Source organism: Pantoea sp. X-Soil-MYKO-1785 (genome assembly GCF_059730675.1).
This window is the reverse complement of sequence record NZ_AP036000.1, coordinates 3,566,407-3,588,604: the sequence shown is the minus strand read 5'-3', so window position 1 is coordinate 3,588,604 and position 22,198 is coordinate 3,566,407. Positions and strand designations below refer to the sequence as shown.

General features: G+C 52.6%; 17 protein-coding genes, 1 tRNA gene and 1 pseudogene. 8 read left to right on the top strand and 11 right to left on the bottom strand.

Annotated features, from left to right (window positions below; genetic code table 11):
• Positions 1-106: 106 nt before the first annotated feature.
• On the bottom strand, positions 107-814 hold the full coding sequence (locus AC6I8D_RS16925; RefSeq protein ID WP_312053158.1) for a purine nucleoside phosphorylase YfiH/LACC1 family protein: 708 nt from the start codon (positions 812-814) through the stop codon (positions 107-109).
• Positions 815-922: 108 nt separating this feature from the next.
• Here AC6I8D_RS16925 and AC6I8D_RS16920 point away from each other — a divergent pair, with 108 nt between their 5' ends.
• The 4 genes from AC6I8D_RS16920 (at position 923) to AC6I8D_RS16905 (ending at position 6,121) form a co-directional block, all read left to right on the top strand.
• Complete coding sequence (locus AC6I8D_RS16920; protein WP_497820694.1) at positions 923-1,732, top strand: 5'-nucleotidase, lipoprotein e(P4) family; 810 nt, start codon at positions 923-925, stop codon at positions 1,730-1,732.
• Between the two features lie 581 nt (positions 1,733-2,313).
• Positions 2,314-2,949, top strand: a complete 636-nt coding sequence (locus AC6I8D_RS16915) for a carbonic anhydrase (protein ID WP_497820512.1) — start codon at positions 2,314-2,316, stop codon at positions 2,947-2,949.
• Positions 2,946-4,421 (top strand): SulP family inorganic anion transporter, encoded by a 1,476-nt coding sequence (locus AC6I8D_RS16910; RefSeq protein ID WP_312053156.1) that lies wholly within the window; start codon positions 2,946-2,948, stop codon positions 4,419-4,421. Before AC6I8D_RS16915 ends, AC6I8D_RS16910 begins: the two co-directional genes overlap by 4 nt.
• Before the next feature lie 278 nt (positions 4,422-4,699).
• Complete coding sequence (locus tag AC6I8D_RS16905) at positions 4,700-6,121, top strand: GGDEF domain-containing protein (protein ID WP_497820511.1); 1,422 nt, start codon at positions 4,700-4,702, stop codon at positions 6,119-6,121.
• A 20-nt stretch (positions 6,122-6,141) separates the two neighbouring features.
• Here AC6I8D_RS16905 and ddlA read toward each other — a convergent pair whose 3' ends face one another.
• The 6 genes from ddlA to AC6I8D_RS16875 all read right to left on the bottom strand — a co-directional run bounded on the left by ddlA (position 6,142) and on the right by AC6I8D_RS16875 (position 13,029).
• Positions 6,142-7,239 carry a D-alanine--D-alanine ligase gene (ddlA, locus tag AC6I8D_RS16900; protein ID WP_312053154.1) on the bottom strand — a complete coding sequence of 366 codons (1,098 nt, stop codon included), beginning with the start codon at positions 7,237-7,239 and terminating at the stop codon, positions 6,142-6,144.
• A gap of 89 nt (positions 7,240-7,328) precedes the next feature.
• Positions 7,329-7,796: a DUF1120 domain-containing protein gene (locus tag AC6I8D_RS16895; RefSeq protein ID WP_312053152.1), complete on the bottom strand. Its 468-nt coding sequence runs from the start codon at positions 7,794-7,796 to the stop codon at positions 7,329-7,331.
• Positions 7,797-7,876: 80 nt separating this feature from the next.
• Positions 7,877-10,237: a fimbria/pilus outer membrane usher protein gene (locus AC6I8D_RS16890; RefSeq protein ID WP_497820510.1), complete on the bottom strand. Its 2,361-nt coding sequence runs from the start codon at positions 10,235-10,237 to the stop codon at positions 7,877-7,879.
• Positions 10,238-10,255: 18 nt separating this feature from the next.
• Positions 10,256-10,936: a fimbria/pilus chaperone family protein gene (locus AC6I8D_RS16885; protein ID WP_312053148.1), complete on the bottom strand. Its 681-nt coding sequence runs from the start codon at positions 10,934-10,936 to the stop codon at positions 10,256-10,258.
• Positions 10,937-10,999: 63 nt separating this feature from the next.
• Positions 11,000-11,689 (bottom strand): DUF1120 domain-containing protein, encoded by a 690-nt coding sequence (locus AC6I8D_RS16880; protein WP_312053147.1) that lies wholly within the window; start codon positions 11,687-11,689, stop codon positions 11,000-11,002.
• A 596-nt stretch (positions 11,690-12,285) separates the two neighbouring features.
• Complete coding sequence (locus tag AC6I8D_RS16875; RefSeq protein WP_497820509.1) at positions 12,286-13,029, bottom strand: serine acetyltransferase; 744 nt, start codon at positions 13,027-13,029, stop codon at positions 12,286-12,288.
• Positions 13,030-13,115: 86 nt separating this feature from the next.
• Between AC6I8D_RS16875 and AC6I8D_RS16870 the strand changes: the two are divergent.
• Positions 13,116-13,475 (top strand): annotated as a pseudogene (locus AC6I8D_RS16870) (GntT/GntP/DsdX family permease); the annotation flags it as partial.
• Positions 13,476-13,967: 492 nt separating this feature from the next.
• The gene (gene fliB / locus AC6I8D_RS16865; protein ID WP_497820508.1) at positions 13,968-15,185 is read left to right on the top strand and encodes a flagellin lysine-N-methylase; all 1,218 of its coding nucleotides are present in this window, start codon (positions 13,968-13,970) and stop codon (positions 15,183-15,185) included.
• A 623-nt stretch (positions 15,186-15,808) separates the two neighbouring features.
• On the opposite strand, the gene AC6I8D_RS16860 is transcribed toward fliB, so the two are convergent.
• Positions 15,809-15,884: transfer RNA gene (locus AC6I8D_RS16860), tRNA-Ile, on the bottom strand.
• Positions 15,885-16,074: 190 nt separating this feature from the next.
• Positions 16,075-16,866: an SDR family NAD(P)-dependent oxidoreductase gene (locus AC6I8D_RS16855; protein WP_497820507.1), complete on the bottom strand. Its 792-nt coding sequence runs from the start codon at positions 16,864-16,866 to the stop codon at positions 16,075-16,077.
• A gap of 138 nt (positions 16,867-17,004) precedes the next feature.
• On the opposite strand from AC6I8D_RS16855, the gene AC6I8D_RS16850 reads away from it, so the two are divergent.
• Positions 17,005-17,589: a TetR/AcrR family transcriptional regulator gene (locus AC6I8D_RS16850; RefSeq protein WP_497820506.1), complete on the top strand. Its 585-nt coding sequence runs from the start codon at positions 17,005-17,007 to the stop codon at positions 17,587-17,589.
• Complete coding sequence (gene mug, locus AC6I8D_RS16845; protein WP_031376491.1) at positions 17,586-18,098, top strand: G/U mismatch-specific DNA glycosylase; 513 nt, start codon at positions 17,586-17,588, stop codon at positions 18,096-18,098. Before AC6I8D_RS16850 ends, mug begins: the two co-directional genes overlap by 4 nt.
• A gap of 83 nt (positions 18,099-18,181) precedes the next feature.
• Here mug and rpoD read toward each other — a convergent pair whose 3' ends face one another.
• Positions 18,182-20,026 (bottom strand): RNA polymerase sigma factor RpoD, encoded by a 1,845-nt coding sequence (rpoD, locus tag AC6I8D_RS16840; protein WP_031376492.1) that lies wholly within the window; start codon positions 20,024-20,026, stop codon positions 18,182-18,184.
• Positions 20,027-20,401: 375 nt separating this feature from the next.
• Positions 20,402-22,147, bottom strand: a complete 1,746-nt coding sequence (gene dnaG / locus AC6I8D_RS16835; RefSeq protein ID WP_497820505.1) for a DNA primase — start codon at positions 22,145-22,147, stop codon at positions 20,402-20,404.
• Between the last annotated feature and the right edge of the window lie 51 nt (positions 22,148-22,198).

The window sequence follows — 22,198 nt, the reverse complement described above, 5'->3', positions numbered from 1 at the left end:
TCCCGGTTAAAAAAAAGTGAAACAGTGTCAGGGTGTGAGTGAAATCAAAAACATCTGACCCGGCGACGGGCCGGGCAGGGCAGCCTTGCCGGTGCCAGCCGGGCGATTAACGACGTCGGATCCACGAGTAGCGGGAATGATAGCCGCTGCCGAAGTGGGTATTGTGTCGATAGCTCGATCCGCTCTCCGCCATACAGTAGGTACAGACGTTGACGTTTTCGATCTGCTGCGGCGGCACGCCAGTCTGTATCAGCATCTGCGTCGCCAGCGCCGGCAGATCAAACCAGACACCCTGCTGCCGGGCGATCGCCTGCGGACGCTGTGCCCGCGGATTGATCGGCTGATGGCGCTGCCAGCGAAGCCAGCCAGCAAGGGACGGGCGCTGCTGCATCTCAGCCAGCTGCGGTTCACCCAGCTCGTAACAGCAGGGACCCATTGCCGGACCGATCGCCACCGTCAGGTTTCGTGGATCGCTGCCCTGTTGCTGCAGCTTTTCGACCGCGCGGGTCAGCACGCCCGCCAGCGTGCCCTTCAGGCCGGCATGCACCGCCGCCACGGTTTTACGCTCAGAATCAGCGAACAGCACCGGTAAGCAATCGGCGGTGTAGACCGCCACCGGGCGGCGGCCGGTGCTGATGATGCCATCTGACTCGCAGCTTTTTGGTGGCGTATTTTCAACATCGGTCACCACGGTGGCGCTATGACGCTGATGACCATAAGCCGCATCGGCAGGCGGAGGGTCGCCAGCGGCCTGAAAGGCGTAATCCAGCCAGTCGAGCGAGTCGAGTAAGGTTGAGCGCGGGGTCACGGCCATAAGAATCTCCTGTCATAACGGCGTGCGTTGAGCTCCCCACAGCTTACGTTAACTGCTACATTTTTGAAGCTTTCCCACCCCGACCTTTCTCACCTTAAGGATGACATGATGAAAACCTCAGCAAAACTCGCCGCGTCCGGACTGGTCGCGCTGCTGCTAACCGGCTGCGCAACCTCGTCGCACCAGACGGCGCAGCAGCAACTCGGTCAGCAATCGGTACTGGCGGTGAACTGGTTCCAGCAGTCAGGCGAATATCAGGCCCTGACCTGGCAGGCCTTTAACAGCGCGCGCCTTGCGTTTGACCAGGCGCCATCACTGACCGGCAAACCCAAAGCGGTGATTGTTGATCTGGATGAAACCATGCTGGATAACAGCGCATACAGCGCCTGGCAGGCGAAGAACGGCCAGCCGTTCAGCAGTAAAAGCTGGTCAGCCTGGACCCAGGCGCGTCAGGCCAAAGCGGTGCCGGGCGCGCTGGAATTTGCGCGCTATGTCACCCGGCACGGCGGCACGCTATTCTATGTGTCGAATCGCGATCGGCAGGACTATGCCGCAACGGTCGCCAATATGCAGCAGCTGGGCTTTCCCAACGTCAGCGACAAAACGGTCCGTCTGAAAACCGACAGCTCAAACAAACAGGCACGTTTCGATGCCATCAAAAATGAAGGCTACAACGTAGTGCTGTACGTCGGCGATAACCTGAACGACTTCGGCGGTGCGACCTGGCATCAGGGCAATCAGCAGCGTCGTGATTTTGTGAACCTGAACCATCAGCAGTTCGGCACGCAGTTTATCGTGCTGCCTAATCCGCTGTACGGCGACTGGGAGAGCGGAATGGCGGAAAATTACAATAAACTGACGCCGGAACAGCAGCTGTCGGTGCGGGAATCGCGACTGCAAAGCTGGAACGGTAAATAATTCGTCAAGAAAAAGAGCCTGACCGGTTCAGGCTCTGTTAACAACCGGTCCTGATTTACTTTCATCTGTCACTATTTTGCTGCAAATTAAATAAATCATCTCTTGCTCCATTCCTCTATTAAATCCGGCACGTTCCACTGCCTGTCAGGCTTAAAGGCGGTGAATTATGCTAATGGTTAATATTTATAATTAAGAGTATTCCTGGTAAATAACGGTCCGCCTGGTATGGCAGCGTTTATCCCTGCTGAAAGTAATTGTATTTATTTGTCATGGGTAACTTTAGTTACTAAATAATTTTATTTTAATTAACTGATTTTATGCAATTAAATATTGATTTAACGCTTTCATCCGATCCCGCCGCGCTTAATTAAATTTACTTATCGCTGACCATAATTGACCTGGTGCTGACAAAAAGTCACGCCTGACGGCACGCCAGAATATTGGTCGTGCATTGACATTGATTAGCGTCTATAACGTTTTTCTGTGACTGGCTTCTTATTTCCCTGACGGCTCCGGCTTTATTTATGAGCCGATACACTTCGTGGTTGGCCGGGATGCGACCTCCCGGTAGTAGAGAGAAGATGATTGTGACGACACTTAAACCCTTATTAGCGAAAAATCGCAGTTGGGCATTACAGCGCCGCCAGCGTAATCCGAATTATTTTGAAAAATTCCTGCATCAACAAAAGCCTCACTCATTATGGATTGGCTGCTCGGACAGTCGCGTACCGGCAGAGGTGTTAACCGGCTCCCATCCTGGCGAACTTTTTGTGCATCGCAATATCGCCAATATGGTGGTTGAGGATGACGACAATTTGCTGAGCGTATTGCAATACGCACTGTTTTTTCTCGGTGTGAAACGGATCGTATTAAGCGGTCACTACGGCTGCGGCGGCGTAGAAGCCGCCCTGAATCTGCCCGGCAGCGTGCTGGAACATCAGGACTCGGCGCTGGCGCGCCGCATCACCGCGCTGCGTCAGGCGATTGAAGCCGGCCTGGCGGAAACGCCCGCAGCAGCAGAGAGCCAGAGCGAGCTGCTCGACCGCCTGGTTGAGGCCAACGTGAAGGCACAATTCGCCCGACTGGTGAAAACCGCACCGGTCCGGCAAATCTGGCAATCGGGCCAGCCACTGGAGGTGTTTGGTTGTGTTTATGACCTGCGCACCGGCCATCTCAAAGAGTTGATTCAGCAATCTGCAGAGGAACCTTCACCATGAATCTCGATACCCTTCGCCGCGACATTCCTGCGGGTCTGGTGGTTTTCCTGGTCGCATTGCCGCTCTGTCTTGGCATTGCGCAAGCCAGCGGATTACCGCCGTTTGCCGGTCTGCTGACCGGTGTGATTGGCGGCCTGGTCGTCACCTCGCTGAGTCCGTCACGGTTTGCTGTCAGCGGCCCGGCGGCCGGACTGGTCACGATTGTGGTGGCTTCCATGGCGTCGCTCGGCAGCTTCTCTGCTTTTCTCACCGCGCTGATTATCGCCGGTGCCTTGCAGTGCCTGTTTGGCCTGCTGCGCGCCGGGCGATTTATCTCGCTGGTGCCGGGCAGCGTGATTAAGGGCATGCTGGCAGCGATTGGCCTGTTACTGATCATGCAGCAGATTCCGGTGGCGCTGGGGGCGGCAGGGGATGCCGAACTGGTGTCGCTGGTCACCGGCGAGATGACCTTCTCACTGCCGGCGATGCTGGTAGCGGGCATCGGCTTAGCCATCCTGTGTTTGTGGACCACCGCACCGGTGAAACGCATCAAGGCACTGGCGTGGATCCCGGGACCGCTGATTGCCGTACTGATTGGCTGTCTGGCCACGGTAGTGGGTGGACGGCTCTATCCTGAGATGGCGGGCGGCCTGGCGCGCATCTCACTGCCGGCGTTTGATAGCGTCTCTGCGCTGGTGGCGGAACTGGAGACGCCAGACTGGATGGCGTGGCAGAACCCGCAGGTGTGGGTGGTGGCGCTGACCTTAGCGCTGGTGGCCAGCCTGGAGACTTTGCTGAGCCAGGAGGCGCTGAAAAAGCTTCGTCCACAGACGCCAGCGCCTTCGCCGAATAAAGAGATGTTTGCCCAGGGGATCGGTAACCTGACCGCCGGTTTTCTTGGCGCAATGCCGATTACCGCGGTGATCGTCCGCAGTTCGGTGAACGTCAGTGCAGGCGCACAAACCAAACTGTCAATTTTCATTCACGGTGTACTGCTGCTGATTTGCGGGATGTGGTTTAGCGAGATGCTGAACGCCATTCCACTGGCCAGCCTGGCGGCAGTGCTGCTCTATACCGGCTACAAGCTGGCAACGCCGCGGCTGTTTGTCGAACAGTTCCGCATGGGCGCTCAGCAATACGTGCCGTTCCTCGCCACCATCGTCGGTATTATTACCCTGGGGATGCTGGTCGGTATTGGTATCGGTATTGCGACGCAGATCCTCTACAGCATCTACAAAAGTCATCGCAACGCGCTGCAGCTTACCCGTTACGACGACCACTATGTGCTGCGCTTTCAGCAGAACCTGACCTTTATGCATAACCCGAAGCTGCAGGGACTGCTGGACGAGATCCCGGAAAATAGCGTGGTGATTGTTGATAACGATAACGCCGAATATATCGATCCGGACGTCAAAGCGGTGCTGAAGGATTTTGGCGATAATGCAGATAAACGCGGAATTCGTCTCAGTCAGTGGCCGGTTGCGGTAAAATAGCGTTAAGCGCAACGGTAAAATCGTCAGAGCAGCAAAAATCGGATATCTCGGATATCCGATTTTTTTGTTTACCGGGCATAATTGGCCCCATTCCCGCTGCCGCCTGACGTGTTTTACCTGTGAGGGGGTAAATTTGCCCGCTGATTTCAAAGTTAGCCCATGAATAGTGGTTTTATCGCAGGATGACTTTGGTGGCGCCCAGGATTAAATCATTCTGACGCCACGCCCCGTTCAGGTTGGCGTGGACAGCCCGTCTCTCTGCGACAAGGTCCGGATGTATGCACGTTAAGCTGTTTGAAGAGCACAACGTTATAAAAAATGCACTCTCGCTGTTTTTGATTACCTTGCTGTTCTGCTTTATCGGTGGGCATCTGCGCATTCCACAGGAGCTGTCGCTGTTCTGGCCGGTCAATGCGATTGTCGCCGGAGTGATTGTCCGCAACCCTTTCCTGCATCAGGCTCGCTATTATTTCGCCTGCTTCACCGCCATGGTGTTTAACGACGCGGTTTTTTCCGGCTGGACGCTGGCGGCCCTGACGCTCAACATTGCTAATCTGCTGTTTATTCTGGTCGCCGTATCGTTGCTGATAAAACATCTTCAGCATGACTCCGGCAGCGAACGCATCACCAGCGTGTTACGCATCTTCCCGGCCTGCCTGCTGGCGGCGCTGGTCTGTGCGTCGTGGGGCGCACTGGCGCAGCAGGCCAATTTTGATGCGGCGCTGGCGACGGCCTGGGGCGACTGGTTCAGTGAACAGTTCTCAACCGGGCTGATGCTGTTGCCGTTTTTACTGACGCGCGACTGGCGAACCCTGTCGCCGCGTCAGCTGTTGCAGCTCCGCAAGCTTTCGCCGGTGATCGCGGTGGTCTTTTCGCTGGTGATCGGTGCGATGATGGGCGGCGCGGGCAGCCTGACGTTCCCGGTGCCAGCGCTGGTCTGGTGCGCTATCGTATTGCCGATGACCCTCACCAGCCTGGTGATTTTGCTGACCGGCATTACGGAAATTATTCTGGTTTCTCATGGCGTGATGAACATTCAGGGCAATGATAATCTGCTGCCGATCAGCCATCTGACCTCGGCGCGGCTGGGCGTAGCGACAATTGCCATCAGCCCGCTGATTGTGGCCGCGAGCATGGATGCGATCCGTCAGCTCAATCAGCGACTTGCGCTGCGGGCCAATTACGATTTCCTGACCCAGCTGCTGTCGCGCTCCGGTCTGTATGAGAGTCTTCGAACTGAACCGTTCAGCCCGTCGCGTATAACCGGTGTGATCCTGCTGGATGTCGACTATTTCAAAACCATTAATGATAATTTTGGTCATGATGCCGGCGACAGCGTGCTGGAAGAGATCGCCCGTCGCATGCAGCGGGTGGTGGGCAAAAAAGGGCGCATCTGCCGGTTTGGCGGGGAAGAGTTTGTGGTGGTGCTGTTCGATCAGGATCCGCAAGCGCTCTATTTTCTCGCCGAATCGATTCGTCAGACGATGGCGAAAGAGAAATTCTGGCTGCAGGGCAGTACGGTCACGGTGACGGTCAGTTTAGGGCTGGCGCACGGCATCGCGGGTGACGCCGGCGAGTGGCCGCGGGTGATTAACCGGTTGATTTCAGCAGCCGATAAAAACCTCTATCTGTCGAAACGCAATGGCCGTAATCAGACCTCGCCGGTTAATAATCGCGCCATTACCAGCGACGTGGCCTGAAACCACGTCGCTGAGAGCGATTAGCTGACGCTGCTTTTCAGGCTGCTGGCCTGCTGGTGACGTTCCATTGCCAGCTCGATCAGGCGGGTGATCAGATCCTGATAGCTGAGCCCGGCAGCCTGCCACAGTTTGGGATACATGCTGATATTGGTGAAGCCGGGCAGAGTATTGACTTCATTGACGATAATCTCGCCCTCATCGGTCAGGAACACATCGACCCGCGCCATACCGAAACACTCCAGCGCACTGAACGCCCTGATGGCAACCTCACGAATCGCCTCGCTGACCGCCGCAGGAATCGCCGCAGGCACCACCGTCTGCGCGCCGCTTTCAGAGATATATTTGGTGTCATAAGAGTAGAACGCATCGTGCACCACGATCTCGCCGCACGGGCTGGCCTGCGGGGCATCATTTCCCAGCACCGCACACTCGATCTCGCGGCCTTTTATCCCGGTTTCAATCAGCACTTTACGGTCAAAGGTAAAGGCCAGTTCCAGCGCCGCCTCAAAGGCGTCCGCGCTGTCGACTTTGCTGACGCCAACGGAAGAGCCCTGATTGGCCGGTTTGATAAACAGCGGCAGGCCAAGGCGGGCAATTACCGCTTCAGCGTCCAGCGTGGCGCGCTGAGCCTGGGTGACGCTCAGCCACGGCGCGACCTTAAGGCCGGCATCGCGTAACAGGCGCTTGGTAAAGTCTTTATCCATGCTGACCGCAGAACCCAGCACGTCAGAACCGACAAACGGCAGCGAGGCGATGCGCAGTAAACCCTGCAGAGAACCATCCTCGCCCAGCGTGCCGTGTACTATCGGGAAAATCACATCGATCTGCGACAACGGATGCGCATCACGACGGGTTATCAGCGGTTGCTGCTGGTTGCCGGGCACCAGCGCCACATCTTCAGCCGCGCGATTCAGGGCAATCAGGGCCGGATTTTCAGCATTCAGTAAGAAGTCAGAAGCATCATTAAGACGCCAGTGCCCCTGCTTATCAATGCCCAGCAACACCACCTCAAACCTGGTTTTGTCGATCGCATCAAGAATATTTTTGGCCGACTGCAACGACACTTCATGCTCAGCCGATTTGCCGCCAAACACGATCCCTACCCGCAACTTTGTCATCAATTTCTGCCTGCTGAAAAATCAAAACCACAAGATAGCACGCAGCTCTCCGATCAAAACAGGGTGGGGCAGCAGATTGTGGGGCGGTGTTATTCTGCGCTTTCGACCAGGAAGCTGCCGTTTAGCTGCCAGCTCTGGCGGTCCTTCACCCGCGTCGCCTCATTTGGCAACCAGGCTGAAAGGGTGACTTTACCGCGCAAGGTGGTGCCGCTGGCCGGCTGTCCCTGCTGCCAGAAGTGCAACACCTCACCGGCGGTGAAAGGCTGGCTGGCCGCAGGGCTGGCGGAGCTTGCAATCAGTGCCGGGCGATCGTCAATCCTGACATCATGCAGCACCAGGCTTACCCGACCACGTTCACCAAACAGATACTGACGCCCTGTGGTTACCGGGCCAGCAAAGCGCAGGGCGATTGCAGTCTGGCTGGCGCAGTTGACCGTGATATTCAGCTCGCGATCGGCACCGATCTGCAACTCATTGGCGGCAAGAGAATTTCCGGGGCGTGATAGCAGTTCGCCGCGGGTGGTTTCGGCATAATTAATCTGAGGGTCGCTTAGCATAATCTGACATTCGGCACGGGAAGTGAAAGCGACAATGGTGCAGCCAAGACCGAGCAACAATGAGGATAAAAAATGATGTTTCACGTGAGGCATCTCGCTGACAGGGAAGCATAAAGAGAGCCGGGTTGTTCAGACCAGGGCGTAATGATATCTAACGCGCAACGGCTGCCGTCCTGTCGCTGACCAAACAGCGGCTCGCTGGGCAGATCGTCAAAAAATAGCGTCCCATCGTCATTTACAAAGGCGAGCAGCACGTCTTTATCGTTTTTGATGGCGCTGCCGGGCAGCGGGCCCTGATTCGGCGGGAAGGTTACCAGCGCCCGGCGGACCGTGAAGGCGGGCAGCATCACCGGCACCACCGCACCCCGGAACGGGGAAACATCCGCAATGCCGCTGACGACCTGGACATTTTTCGGCAGGCTTTGGTTATCTATTTGTACCGTATTTTTTTGCCACGCGGTCCAGGAGGTGATGGCATGGCCGCTGCGATCGCTCCAGACCACGCCGCCTGGGGTACGAATCGCCACGTCAGGCTGAGGGCTGTTCAATGAAATAATGCCAAAGGTATCACCGACTTTACGCGGGGTGAAGGTCACTCCTTCACTGTGTAATACCGCGCCGCCACGCGCTCCGAGGTTATAGCTGGCATTGTTATCGCTGTGCGAAGCACCGCCACTGATCTGGCTGTATTTGCTGGTCCAGGTCGCAGAACCTGACATCGAAGGATCCTGGCGCTCACTTTTTTCGCCCGAGACACTCCAGGCAAATTTATCGTTCACCGTACTGTCGTAGCCAACTCCGGCACGGCTGTTCTTGCCGGTGCGGTTAACCCAGCTACGCACGCTGCGGTTACGGTCCAGAGGGACGGAGAAAGTCAGATAAACATAGCGATTATCATAGTGACGTTGATCGTCGGTGAGGCGGTTGTTTTGTATGCCCAGATTAACGTTCACCGGGCCAAACGATCGGCCCCAGCCCAACATATAGCCCAGGCTATCGGAACCTTGCCAGCTTTTCGACTGGCTGCCGGCAAAGGAAAAGACGCCAAGCCACGGCTGATTAAAACTCAATCCCGCTGCATATTGCGATTTGATCTGCCCGCTTTGAACATGAGGTTGCGCTGCGGACCCGGCACTGCCTGGATGGATATAATCACGACTGCGGAAATTAGCCGAGGCGTTCAGCGACAGGGATGAGGTCATGGCGCTGCTGACACTGATTTGATGACTCAGCCCCGGTTTTTTCGCTTCACCGTCAGCCTGGTGGGTTACTGAGCCGGTCTGAGACAGCGTCGCCATCAGCCGTTGAGTGAGTCGCAGCGTGGTAAGCCACGAGGCTGCCTGATAGTTTTGGCTGACAAACCCACCCGCCACAAGGGCAATCCGATCGCTGCTGTACAGGCCGGTTGAGCCCATTAACAGAGATGATTTTTGCGGGCTCAGGCGTTGCTGTCCGATAGCCAGTGAGGTCGCGGTTTTCACTAAAGCTCTATTCGGTTGGGCCTGAAGATAAGGAATGATGCGTTGTTGTTGATTGCCGGAGGCATCGTGGCTGATCACCACGAAATCATCCTGCTGACTGAGTGCCGTAATGCCTGTCAGCCGGTTCATTCCCTCCGAGACCGGGAAATTTTTTAATAATACTCCAGCCTGCCAGATTTCAACCGTACCGCCCTGCGGCATCAATATATCGAGTGAAACCTGATTGCCGCCACCCTGCTGCAAACCTTGTTCGGGTGTTATTTGCGCCCCGACCAGATTAATGCCGGCAAATAGCGGATCGCTGGAGCTAATCTCTCCAAGCTGTATGACGGAATTCCAGCCGGGAACGGAGCGCTGACCATAGCTGTACAGGCGCGTAAGCTGACTGTTGCTGCCAGAACGGGCGTAGCTCTGGCCGCTACGTATTATCCAGTGGTTGAAATTAGCCCCGAGCTCTGAGGTTAACGTCTGCGAACGGCTGTGCCCGCCGGAGTGGGTCTGATACTGATAGCTTCTGCCATCATAGTTAACCATCAGTGCCTTGCCACCGCCTGCATATTGCGGGTCGCTCAAACGCTCATCGAGCGGAACGGTTAGCACCAGGCTGCTGCGGTCAACCTGTTGCTCAATGATGATGTCGCTGTCTGTGCCGGGAACCATGCAGGCCGCAATCGAAGCCGGGATAAAATGCTGTGCGTCGATCCCAAGCGTTTGCAGCAAACTTTTCGACCAGCAGGGAATACCGGCCTGATCGAACGTCACGATATGGACCCCTTTACCCTGGCCGTTGAGCACGATGTTGACCGGGTGTTGACCGGGCAGAAAATGCGCGCCGGCCTCAAGTAACTCCGCTACGCCAGCATCGTAGCCCAGCGAACGCAGCATCTCCTGATCGTATTTGCTTTCTGCCAGCGCCGTGGCAGATAAGGTAAACAGGATCGGCAACAGAATATTTTTCATTGATAACGGCAAACTGAATTACAGCTGAGCGTCGAACGGCGTGGTTAAAATGCCGAATCGGGTGACCGGATGCAGGCGTACCGCCTTTACCTGATCACTGCCCGACTGCGGCAACAGCAAAGTAAATTTTTCGCCGGGTAATATGTAGGTTTTTGGCAGTTCAATACGCTGTTTCCCCGGCATTAAATCCACCTCTTTGGTCAGCCTGACGATATAAGGCGTCGGGTTTTCCACCCTAAGCGACGCACCTGAGCGGCGGAAGGTCAGACCGGTCCATGGCGTGGTATTTAACGGCAAATTTGCAGGGGAAATAATGACAGGGATATTTTGCCCGACCAGCAGGCGTGCGCGATTTTTCTGACCATCATCCTGCGGGATTGAGACAAAATTAATACGCTGCATTCTCTGTGTATCCAGTTTAATGCCATCTTTCAGAACCACCCGGATCTGCTGTTTTTTGCCTGCATCCACACGGGACAGTTGCGGAGTAATAATCAGCTGGTTTTCGTTGTCCTCCGGCAGTGTCTGCAGGCTACTGTGCAGCAGCGCTGTGCCGGTATCGGTATTCAGTACGTTGATAGTCGCTTCGCGAGTTTGGTCATCAATAAATAAAACCGGTGTTTCTGGCTTCATTCCGGCGGCAAAAACGGTGGAAGTGGCACACCAAAACAGCAGGGTTACAGGTAAAAATTTACGCAAGGCATTTATTCCAGCAGTGCTGTGCAGCGTAGAATCAAATATCTTCGCTGCACCTGTTAACAATTAAAGATAAACCACAGAGAACGTGACGTTACCATCCAGTTCTACCGCTTCACCTGACGGATATTTATCCGACTTTTTCAGCATAATTCCCGAATAGATATTGTAAGTTTCCTTTGTCGCGGCAACCGGAATAGTGCTGCTGGAATCTGCAGCCAGCGCGAAATAACCATTTTTAGCCAGGCTCACAATAGAAGAAGGTGAAGCGCTTTTTGCGGTCCAGCTGGATTTATCGGTACTGCTAAGCAGATTAGAATTGGCTACGCCGTCTTTGGTCGCGGCGGTAATTCCCAGCAACAGCACGCCAATTTTGTTATTAGCCGTATCTGCGCCCAGACCAAAGATATTAGCGTCTGTCATTTCGGGCAGGCTGGTCTGCAATTCATCGCTTATCTCTGCGACCGTCATCGCAGTGGAGGCTCGGTTATCCGTCGTCTGCACAGCGATTGCCGCGGCTGCGTCACAGTCAACGTTGAGAGTGATATCATTGCCTGTTTTTGTATTCATGGCCTGCTTCAGCGACGACGCCGTAATAAAACCCAGCGCGATTGAGGATGAGCTTAACGACACATCACACGCAGCCGGATTGATGGTGCCGGTGACAGACAAAGTGGCTGATTCTGCCGCCAGTCCAGAGAAACTGGCGGTAGTGACGGCCATTAATAGAGCTGAGTTGATCAGTAATTTACGCATAATATTATCTCGAGTCATTTATGGTTACAAACAGGTGTTAAATATCACCCTGTTTAAATTGCTGTAATTATTAATGAAAGGTGCAGGTTCTGATTAATTACTCTGAGATATAGCATAAGGTGATATTTGCTAAATAAAAGTTTAAATCAGAGGGGGGATATTATCATGAGGAATTGTCTGAGCGGTGCCGCGACAAATAATAAAACTATTATCAAAAGGCATTCGTTGTTTCTATAGTAGCGTTGTTGACTGAAAAATATAACACTATTTTTCCATTTCTATTACATGGGTTGTATTTTTACAATTTAGTATTGACGGTAAACAGGCTGGTGTAAAAAAAGTAAAGAATCAATGCGCGTGGCTAATTTAGTGCTGCGGACATGGAACACGTCATTACCGGGGGAAGCGTCGATACCATGCGGCATACCCTGATGGAAACAGGCGGTAGCTCGGGCAGCAGGTGGCTGATACCTGTCACGAATTATTGCCCTTAAGAGTAAAGCAAAACCTACCGCGCATGATTCAATGCAGCCCAGGCGGAGGTTGTTGAGCTGAAAATGAAATCCGCTTTTGCATATCCAGGTTGAGATTGTATATCAATTATTGGATACGACATGTAAAGTCTTATTATTATAAACAGTGACATTACAGGGAATGTCCTTATTCACAAAAGACATCGCACCAATCACAACATTATTACCAATTTGAATCTGATCTGCAATTATACAGCAACCTGCGCCGATGCTAACATTATCGCCAATTAAGATCGCTATCGGCTGTTTTTTCACGTTGGTGCCGGTAATGCCGATGGTGGTATTCTGCCTTATCCGCAAAGAGTGACCGATGACAACGGAACCATTCACCACAATTCCATGATGATGTGAAATCACCATGCCCGGTCCAATGCGTGCCCCCAGTTGTATATCCGTTCCATATTTGAAAATAAGGTTTCTGTTGATCTTTTTTGCCCGCTTTCGCAGGAAATTACTGTCTGAATGATGCCAGTAACAGGCGATACGCCACCAGAAGTAGTAACGTCGGTCGGGACATTTTATTGCTTTATGCAGCACGCTGAACCACGAAAAACGCTTATCACTCATCATCACTTCGCGTTGTAAACATTCGCGTAAATGTTCTGATCCTGATTGTTTATCCATAACCTTTTTATCCCTGGGTATTTGCGCGGCAATGTAAATGAAAAAAGTGCCTGAGGCAACGTGGAACCAGCCTGAAGCGGGGAATGTTTTTCCCGTGCAGAGTTGGTGATTGATACTGGATGATTGCTGAAAAGGGAAAAATGAGGGGGCAATAAATAAAGGGGCAGCGATCTCAGAAAACAAAAAAGTCACCCAAAAAGGTGGCTTTAATCTTCTGATTTAACAGCTTAATTTGGTGGCCCCTGCTGGGGTTGAACCAGCGACCAGGTTCTGATGTTGGTGACAGCATTGTTCAGTTAATGAGCCACGTTCCGTTCTCGCCCTTTACTATCGCCGGGTAAATCACTGCCGTTATCCGCATTCTTACCGGGCAAAGCGCAGTTGCCGCAATCACCTCTGCCGGCATTGTCGCGCCGATGATTGGCGCCTTCGATCTCAATCCCGCCTTAATGTTGCTTGCTGTCGCCTGTGGCAGTAACACGATTACCTTGATGTATGACGGCGGCTTTTTGCTGTTTCAGGAATCGTTTGGCATCTCTATGAAGGACACGTTTAAAACCGGGAGATTACTGGAATTAATTAACCCGGTCGTCGGGTTGGGGATGGTGATGCTGATTAGTCAGTTTATCGGATGTTGGGTTGCAAAACTCAGCCGGATTGTTCGTGAGTTAATATTCATTCCCCGGCCAGCAGGTGAGTTCTCCACCCGCCGGCCGGGAAGGATGTCGGCGGCCGCTGTGACGCCTGTTATGCATGGCAAGAACAGTACGGAAAAACTCATAACATCGAGCATATTGAACGTCGACACGAAAACTCATCTGGAAATAGTTTGCTGGAAGCAGCCGATTTAAACAGGCTGGAAAGCCAGATCTGGCGGCATAAAACAAAAGACCTTTTTGTTTAAGCCGTTGAAAGAACGGATGATCTAGGCTGAATTTTAACCTGCGCTGAAGAGATTTTTGTGTGCTCTGCAATTCTTTTAGCCGATGTTAAAACGATTTACGTGAAATTTAATTATGATTTTATTCTGGTAATTGCTAAATATAATGTGGGGTTATGTCGCTTTAGGAAATCACTGATGTCATGGTATTTTCTGTTTTTTATATAATGACAAATTCGCTATGCAAATTCATAAAATCATCATACCCGCTTTCTTCAACAGGTTTCAGTGTGTAGGGCCAGAGTGCTTAATATTGTGCTGTAGGGGTTGGGCCGTAATCATTGATGAAAAAAACCATAAAAAATATATCACATCTGCTCATTCCGGGATTTCAAAGATAGCTAAGGATAACCTTATTCTTAGAAATAAAGGGGAAGATGATTATTCAATTATTAAGATGAATGAAAAGGGGGAGTGTCCGTTCCTCAATGAAAATAAGCTTTGTATGGTACACCAGGATTTAGGCGAGAGTGCGCTATCGTATACCTGCAGTTCCTACCCACGGCTTAGAAACTGTTTTGATGACCAGACTCGCCATATTATGTCGCTCTCATGCCCGGAGGTCGTTCGGCTTGTGCTTTTTGATCCGGATGCGATGGTGTTACAGCAGCAGGAACGACAACTGACAAAGTATGAAACTCACCTTGTTGAACAACGCCCATCGGTCACGCAGGCCGAAAAGGTGGTCCATCTTTTTGCCTGGAATTTAATAAAGTCGCCTGCTGTTAAAATTGAAGAAAATTTAATGGCGCTGACACAATTTATTTTATATCTGCAAAGCATCAACTTTGATTTGCAGAGTCATTTAACCGATGTTGAAAACGTCTATGAAGCATTGCTGGCTGAGTTACAAGGCGGTATATCCTTGCTGGGGCCAGGCAATCCGACCCGTACAAACGCAATACGCTATCTGGCGCTATCCGCAATGGGCAATTTCTTCGCTAAAAAAACCGTACGAGACAGTTTCATTATTAATGAACATCAAACCGTTATAGAATACCTGGGGTATACAAACCAGACTGACCCCACTGAACTTGATGCTAAATTCGATAGGATCAATCAACAGTGGCAAATGTTATGCAGGGAATCATGTCTGTCAGAGCCCTGGGTATTACGAAACTACCTGCTGTATAAACTCTATAGCACTTATTTTCCCGCCAACAATATGGCAACCATCATGCACCAATTGTATCGTATTGTTCTGGATTTTTTCTATATGAAAACCGTACTTAGCGTAAAATCGATGCAGGATGATATCGACCAGAAGGCTGTGATGAAAACCCTCGCGAGCTTTTCAGCCTATATGATGCACGATAAAAAGATAAATGATCGCATGGATACTGCGATTGATATAATCAACAGCGATGACAAATTCTCTTGTCTGCTTTTGATTGGATAAACCCTTCTGCAGAAGGGCAGTCATCGTTTGTTATTGCCGGCTAAGCATACCCCAGGGGTGATTTTCCATCAGCAAGCTTTTTCCTGCGGTCATTTCCCCGCCTGAAACGGTCAATGTCATTGACCGTATTGACACCGCCTGACGGTTGAAATCAACACACTCAAGTTGGTTCATTTGATATTGCCAGCGCTATTTTGAGATGTGCAGCGGAAAGCCGATATCTTGATTGCAGGAGCAGAAAGCCTGCCCCTTGAGGCTGAAGCTGCGTTTACGATCAGGCGCAATTCCACACCCGCAATCTGCTAAAGCTGGTGCTTGAAAAACTACAAGCCAAGCGTTTGAAGGGGTCATCATAATGTTTGCTATCGATCGTGAAGACATTCACTTCATCCGTTATTGCAACCTATCCTGGTAGAATTCTTACTTAGCGAATTATTTCAGCAGTAAAATAAATAGCTGGGTGACATTCAGGATTTATTTTGCAAACCCAAATCTGACCTCAGACTGGCGCTTTGCTTTATGCCAGCTTAAACAGTGCCGCCACTTTACCGCCACTCGGAAATCCAGAAACAAAAAAACCGCTTCAATGAGCGGCTTAACTATATGATTTTTAGTGCTTAATTTGGTGGCCCCTGCTGGGTTTGAACCAGCGACCAAGCGATTATGAGTCGCCTGCTCTAACCACTGAGCTAAGGGGCCAGCGGAGCGGGGATTATAAAGTATCTCTTCTGAGCGATCCAGCACTCAGCCACCGGTTGCTGAAATAAGCAGCAAGCTTTTAATTGCTGATTTCTATAACAAATATCCTGATAAACCGTAACAGGGTCTCAAACTGGTACGGCAGGATGCCGCCGTACCCTCATCAAAAACGCCCTGACGGGTAGCGGAATCAGCTCTGGTGGTAGCGCGTAGCGGATTTATTACGCGACAGGTGAGGCACCATAGTGCCGCGTACGCGATCGTAATCCTGCCACATCTGCAGATCTTCCAGCGGTGGAATCGTTACCGCTTCCTTGTTGTCGAGGCCCGCCAGCGCCGCATCGACCATTTCATCGACTTCCATCAGCATTTCGGCAGGGATGGTGTTGATCGGCTGGCCGGCACGGTCAAAAATCTCGGTACGGGTTGCGCCAGGCAGCACTGCCTGCACCTGCACACCGCTGTCAGCAAGCTCACGCTGCATCGCACGCGTTAGCGTCAGTACGTAAGATTTAGTGGCATTGTAGGCACCGTTGAACATCTCATGCACCAGTGCCAGCACCGAGGCAATATTAATAATGATGCCGTTGCCACGCGCTTTGAAGACCCGGGCAGCGGCCTGCGCCAGCCGGGTGGGCGTCACGATATTTAACGTCAGCATGGTATTGATGCGGTTGATGTCCGCCTCAAGGAACTCTCCCTCCACGCTCATACCCGCGTTGTTCAGCAGCAGTGTAATGCTGGCATTAGTGACCAGTTCAGACTCTACCCGCTGCACATCCTGTTCACTGGTTAAATCAGCAGCCAACACCTTAACCTGAATAGCGTGCTGCTCACTCAGTAACGCCGCCAGCTGGTTCAGACGCGATTCGTCGCGTGCCACCAGAATCAGATCGTAACCGCGTGCAGCCAGTCGTTTTGCATAAGTTGCGCCGATGCCGCTGGACGCACCGGTTATTAACGCCGTACCTGATGTTGACATAATTTACTCCTCGTATGATGGTCGTCATAATTCACACCAATATGACGACCATCATATGCGCCGTCAAGCTGGAATATGATGAGCGTAATAATTACTATAATAGCCAGAAGCAACGCATCTGAAACCGCAGGAGAGGATATGGAGAAGCAGACCAGCAAAGCGCATACGCGGCAGCGTATCCTGAGTGAGGCTGCGCGAGTTATGCGTGAGACCGGCACCGAGGGCATTGGTGTGGCGGCTCTGATGAGGCGGGTTGGCCTGACGCACGGCGGCTTTTATGCGCATTTTGCCTCACGCGAGGAACTGGTACAGGAGGTGCTTAAGCATATGTTTGCCGAGGCGGGCAGTTTTGCGCCAGCGGATCAGGTGACCCAGCCAGGCCAACGGTTAGCCGGATTTATTGATACCTACCTTTCCGAGACGCATCGCAATACCCCAGCGGAAGGATGCCCAATCGCTGCGCTGGTGAGCGAAGTCGCGCATCTGCCTGAACAGACCCGCTCTATTTTTACGCAGGGTATCGATGCGCTGCATGACGGCCTGGCGCAACTGCTGCGCGAGCTGGAGCGTGAAGATGCGGATGCGCTGGCATCCAGTATGCAGGCCGAGATGGTCGGGGCGCTGGCGCTGGCGCGTGCCTGCCCGGATGCGAAGCATGCCGGTCAGCTGTTACAGCGCAGCCGTGACGCCCTGAAGCAGCGCGCCGGACTGGTGGCAGCATGATTGAGCACAGTATCCGCGACATCATCAGCGCCAATCTGAACGTCCTGTTCTGTGGCATTAATCCGGGTCAGTCAACTGCACATCAGGGCTATCACTTTGCCCATCCCGGCAATCGCTTCTGGAAAGTGATCCATCTGGCCGGTTTTACTCAACAGCTGCTTAAACCGGAAGAGGAGCAGCGGTTAACCGAGACGGGATGTGGCATCACCATGCTGGTTGAGCGTCCAACCGTGCAGGCGAATGAGTTAGCACCGGATGAATTACGCGATGGCGGCAAGCGCCTGATTGAAAAGGTGCTGCATTACCAGCCCGCAGCCTTGGCGATTCTGGGTAAAGATGCCTTCCGGCGCGCCTTTCAGCAGAGCAAAGTGGAATGGGGTAAACAGCCGATAGCGATCGGTAAAACGGCGGTGTGGGTACTGCCGAATCCCAGTGGACTGAATCGCGCTTCACTGGATGAGATGGTTGAAGCCTATCGACAGCTCCATAACGCATTGCAGGCGGGTTAAAACCGACGGTAACAGCAGGGCAGGGCGGTTATTGCTAAACGACAGGCATAAAAAACCCCGGCGTGCCGGGGTTTTTGTCTGACTTAATCGTCGAGGAAGCTGCGCAGCACTTCCGAACGGCTCGGATGGCGCAGTTTACGCAGTGCTTTGGCTTCAATCTGACGAATACGCTCACGCGTCACGTCGAACTGTTTGCCCACTTCTTCCAGCGTATGGTCAGTGTTCATGTCGATGCCGAAACGCATGCGCAGCACTTTCGCTTCACGTGCGGTCAGGCCAGCCAGCACGTCGTGGGTCGCAGAACGCAGACTTTCTGAGGTAGCAGAGTCCAGCGGCAGCTCCAGCGTGGTGTCTTCGATAAAATCGCCCAGATGCGAATCTTCATCATCACCAATCGGCGTCTCCATTGAGATCGGCTCTTTAGCGATTTTCAGCACTTTGCGAATCTTATCTTCTGGCATCAGCATACGCTCAGCCAGTTCTTCCGGCGTCGGTTCACGGCCCATTTCCTGCAGCATCTGGCGCGAAATACGGTTGAGCTTGTTGATGGTCTCAATCATATGCACCGGAATACGGATGGTACGTGCCTGGTCAGCGATAGAGCGGGTGATTGCCTGACGGATCCACCAGGTCGCATAGGTCGAGAATTTGTAACCACGGCGATATTCAAACTTATCAACCGCTTTCATCAGGCCGATATTACCTTCCTGAATCAGGTCGAGGAACTGCAGACCACGGTTGGTGTATTTCTTGGCAATCGAAATAACCAGACGCAGGTTTGCTTCCACCATCTCTTTCTTCGCGCGACGCGCTTTCGCTTCACCGATCGACATGCGACGGTTGATATCTTTTACCTGTTCAATGGTCAGGCCGGTCTCTTCTTCGATCTGCGCCAGTTTCTGCAGGGAACGCATCACGTCATCCTGCACTTCCAGCAGCTTCTCAGACCATGGCTTGTTCATGGCCAGCGCCGCTTTGAACCAGCTTTCGTTGGTTTCGTTGCCGGTGAACAGGGTAATGAAGTTTTTCTTCGGCATTTTGCACAGTTCGATACACAGCTTCATGATCAAACGTTCCTGAGTACGGACACGTTCCATCATTTCGCGCATGTTGTTCACCAGGTAATCGAACTGCTTCGGTACCAGGCGGAACTGTTTGAAGACGTCAGAGAGGTTCTGGATTTCGGCAACGGCATCAGCGTGGCTGCGGCCTTTGCTCTTAATCACATTGCGGGTGGTTTCATACTGCTTACGCAGGTCAGAAAACTTCTCGCGCGCCAGTTCCGGGTCGATAGAGTTATCGTCATCGGAGCTGTCATCGTCGCTCTCTTCATCTTCTTCTTCATCGTCAACACGATCGGCTTCAGAAAGCTCAGAGCCCACGTGCGTTGCCGTAGGGGCCAGATCTTCTTCCGCGTTAGGATCGACGAAACCGGTGATCAGATCGGACAGGCGTGATTCGCCTGCTTCAACTTTGTCGTACTGATCCAGCAGGTAAGTAATCGCCTCAGGGTATTCAGCAACGGAACATTGAACCTGATTGATACCGTCTTCAATACGCTTCGCGATGTCGATTTCGCCTTCGCGCGTCAGCAGTTCGACGGTACCCATTTCACGCATATACATGCGGACCGGGTCGGTAGTACGCCCAATTTCAGATTCAACGCTGGATAACACCTGAGCTGCAGCTTCCGCGGCATCTTCGTCAGTATCGGAGCTGTTTTCGTTCAGCATCAGATCGTCGGCATCCGGGGCTTCTTCAACCACCTGAATACCCATGTCGTTAATCATCTGGATGATGTCTTCGATCTGATCTGAGTCGACGATATCTTCCGGCAGATGGTCATTGACCTCAGCATAGGTCAGATAGCCTTGCTCCTTACCACGGGTGACAAGAAGCTTAAGCTGTGACTGCGGGTTTTGCTCCATAAGACGGTATCCACACTTCTGTTAATTAGATTGGTGTCGGTCGGCAGCGAGCCAACAATAGCAGTGAAGGCGTTTAATTCTTGCCGCTGCCCTCGTCGCGGCGTGGGCTTTGCCCATCAGTATTCGGCACTTAAGCCGCTTGTATAAACTCGGTGCTAATGGCCTGGCTTACTCGCCATTCCGGTCCCCGGCAGTGCTCGCCTTCCTCACGTACTTCAGTACGCTGCGGAGGCTGTGCGCTGGCGGTAACCCGACTGGCAGCGACGCCGACGGCCGTTAAAATTTGTGCTAATGGCCTGGCTTACTCGCCATTCCGGCCATAAAACGCTTAATTTGCCCTTTCATACATCAGAACGGGCAAATCATTAAAAATGGTTATTTTCTGGCAAAAGCCTGGCTCAGTGTCCAGAGTTCGCGGCGCTCATCGGCGCTCAATCCCTGGGTGCGCTCGCGCGCAATCAAAAATTCCAGACGCTCTTCCAGAGCAGAATCGTAGATACTGGCCAGCGAGTCCTGAAACACCGCTTCGGCTTCCTCATCTACTATCATGTGGTTCCAGATCGCCAGAGTTTCAAGCGTCTGACTAAAATTTGTCCCGCGATATAACTCTAGTAGCTGTCCGGTGGTCAATCCAGGATTCTCATTACAACGGCCCACTAATTCGATAAATAGCGGTAATCCCGGCATTTTTGACTCAGAAAGCCCATCCAGCAACGGCACCATAGAAGCCAGCTGCGGGTTCTGAATCAGCAACGCGACCAGCACCCGCATGGTGGTTCGCTTAAGCGGTGGCGCAACCGGCACCGTTCCGCTTGCGGCCAGCTTCGGCATCAGCTTTTCAAGCTGATTGTCATCCAGAATACCCAGCTTGTTACCCAGCTCCTGACGCATATAAATACGCAAGGTTTCGCCAGGAATCTGCGAAATCAGCGGCAAAGCCAGCGTACTCAGGCGGGCTTTACCGTCGCGTGAACTCAGATCGACCTGCGGCAGCAGACTGTCGAATAAAAACGAAGAGAGCGGCATTGCCTGCTCCATCCTCGCTTCGAAAGCCGCTTTGCCTTCTTTGCGCACCAGCGTATCCGGGTCTTCGCCATCCGGTAAAAACATAAAGCGTAGCTGACGACCATCATTCATGTAAGGTAATGCGGTCTCAAGTGCACGCCAGGCGGCTTCACGGCCAGCGCGATCGCCGTCGTAACAGCAAATCACGTTGTCGGTACTGCGAAACAGTAGCTGAATATGTTCAGCCGTGGTTGAGGTGCCCAGCGAGGCGACGGCGTAATCAATGCCATACTGCGCCAGTGCCACCACATCCATGTATCCCTCGACCACCAGTAAACGGGCGGGTTCCGGATGGTTTTTTAGTGCTTCATACAGGCCATAAAGCTGGCGACCTTTATGAAAAATAGGTGTTTCCGGCGAGTTCAGATACTTAGGCGTATCGTTGTCTAATACCCGTCCGCCAAAACCAATGACGCGGCCACGCTTATCGCGAATCGGAAACATGACGCGGTCGCGAAACCGGTCATAGGTGCGACCCTTATCATTGCTGACCAGCATGCCAGCTTCCATTAACGACTCACGGTCTTCCGACTGCTTACCAAACCGTTTGAGAACGTTATCCCAGCCGGCAGGCGCGTAACCAATGGCGAAATGATTGATGATATCGGCGCTCAGACCACGACGATCGAGATAGTCGCGTGCTGGCTGCGCACTGGATTGCTGCAGGCCCTGCTGATAAAAACCGTTCAGGTTCTCCATCAGCTGATACAGGCTCTGGCGCTGATGGCGTTCCATCTGGCTGGGCCCGCTGCCTGCTTCATAAGGCACGTCTAAACCGTGGGAGGTAGCGAGCTCTTCGATACTTTCAACAAACTCGAGACGATCGTAGTTCATTAAAAAGTCGATAGCGTTGCCGTGTGCGCCACAGCCGAAACAGTGATAGAACTGTTTTTCGCCGTTTACGGTGAAAGAGGGCGTTTTTTCATTATGGAAAGGACAGCACGCGTGGAAATTCTTACCCTGCTTTTTCAGCTTAACGCGGGCATCGATCAGATCCACGATATCCGTGCGGGCAAGTAAATCATTAATAAATACGCGTGGAATTCGTCCAGCCATACGCCCCAGATTTTCAGCTCATAAACGGCAACAAGCCGCGCTTCCTTTCGG

Bases quoted from the DNA above. Each gene is read 5' to 3' on its own strand.
- ddlA (WP_312053154.1), bottom strand. From the start codon at position 7,239: ATGACAAAGTTGCGGGTAGGGATCGTGTTTGGCGGCAAATCGGCTGAG.
- rpoD (WP_031376492.1), bottom strand. From the start codon at position 20,026: ATGGAGCAAAACCCGCAGTCACAGCTTAAGCTTCTTGTCACCCGTGGT.
- AC6I8D_RS16920 (WP_497820694.1), top strand. From the start codon at position 923: ATGAAAACCTCAGCAAAACTCGCCGCGTCCGGACTGGTCGCGCTGCTG.
- dnaG (WP_497820505.1), bottom strand. From the start codon at position 22,147: ATGGCTGGACGAATTCCACGCGTATTTATTAATGATTTACTTGCCCGC.
- AC6I8D_RS16905 (WP_497820511.1), top strand. From the start codon at position 4,700: ATGCACGTTAAGCTGTTTGAAGAGCACAACGTTATAAAAAATGCACTC.
- AC6I8D_RS16895 (WP_312053152.1), bottom strand. From the start codon at position 7,796: ATGCTAAGCGACCCTCAGATTAATTATGCCGAAACCACCCGCGGCGAA.
- AC6I8D_RS16910 (WP_312053156.1), top strand. From the start codon at position 2,946: ATGAATCTCGATACCCTTCGCCGCGACATTCCTGCGGGTCTGGTGGTT.
- AC6I8D_RS16850 (WP_497820506.1), top strand. From the start codon at position 17,005: ATGGAGAAGCAGACCAGCAAAGCGCATACGCGGCAGCGTATCCTGAGT.
- fliB (WP_497820508.1), top strand. From the start codon at position 13,968: ATGCAAATTCATAAAATCATCATACCCGCTTTCTTCAACAGGTTTCAG.
- AC6I8D_RS16890 (WP_497820510.1), bottom strand. From the start codon at position 10,237: ATGAAAAATATTCTGTTGCCGATCCTGTTTACCTTATCTGCCACGGCG.
- AC6I8D_RS16855 (WP_497820507.1), bottom strand. From the start codon at position 16,866: ATGTCAACATCAGGTACGGCGTTAATAACCGGTGCGTCCAGCGGCATC.
- AC6I8D_RS16880 (WP_312053147.1), bottom strand. From the start codon at position 11,689: ATGCGTAAATTACTGATCAACTCAGCTCTATTAATGGCCGTCACTACC.
- AC6I8D_RS16925 (WP_312053158.1), bottom strand. From the start codon at position 814: ATGGCCGTGACCCCGCGCTCAACCTTACTCGACTCGCTCGACTGGCTG.
- AC6I8D_RS16915 (WP_497820512.1), top strand. From the start codon at position 2,314: ATGATTGTGACGACACTTAAACCCTTATTAGCGAAAAATCGCAGTTGG.
- mug (WP_031376491.1), top strand. From the start codon at position 17,586: ATGATTGAGCACAGTATCCGCGACATCATCAGCGCCAATCTGAACGTC.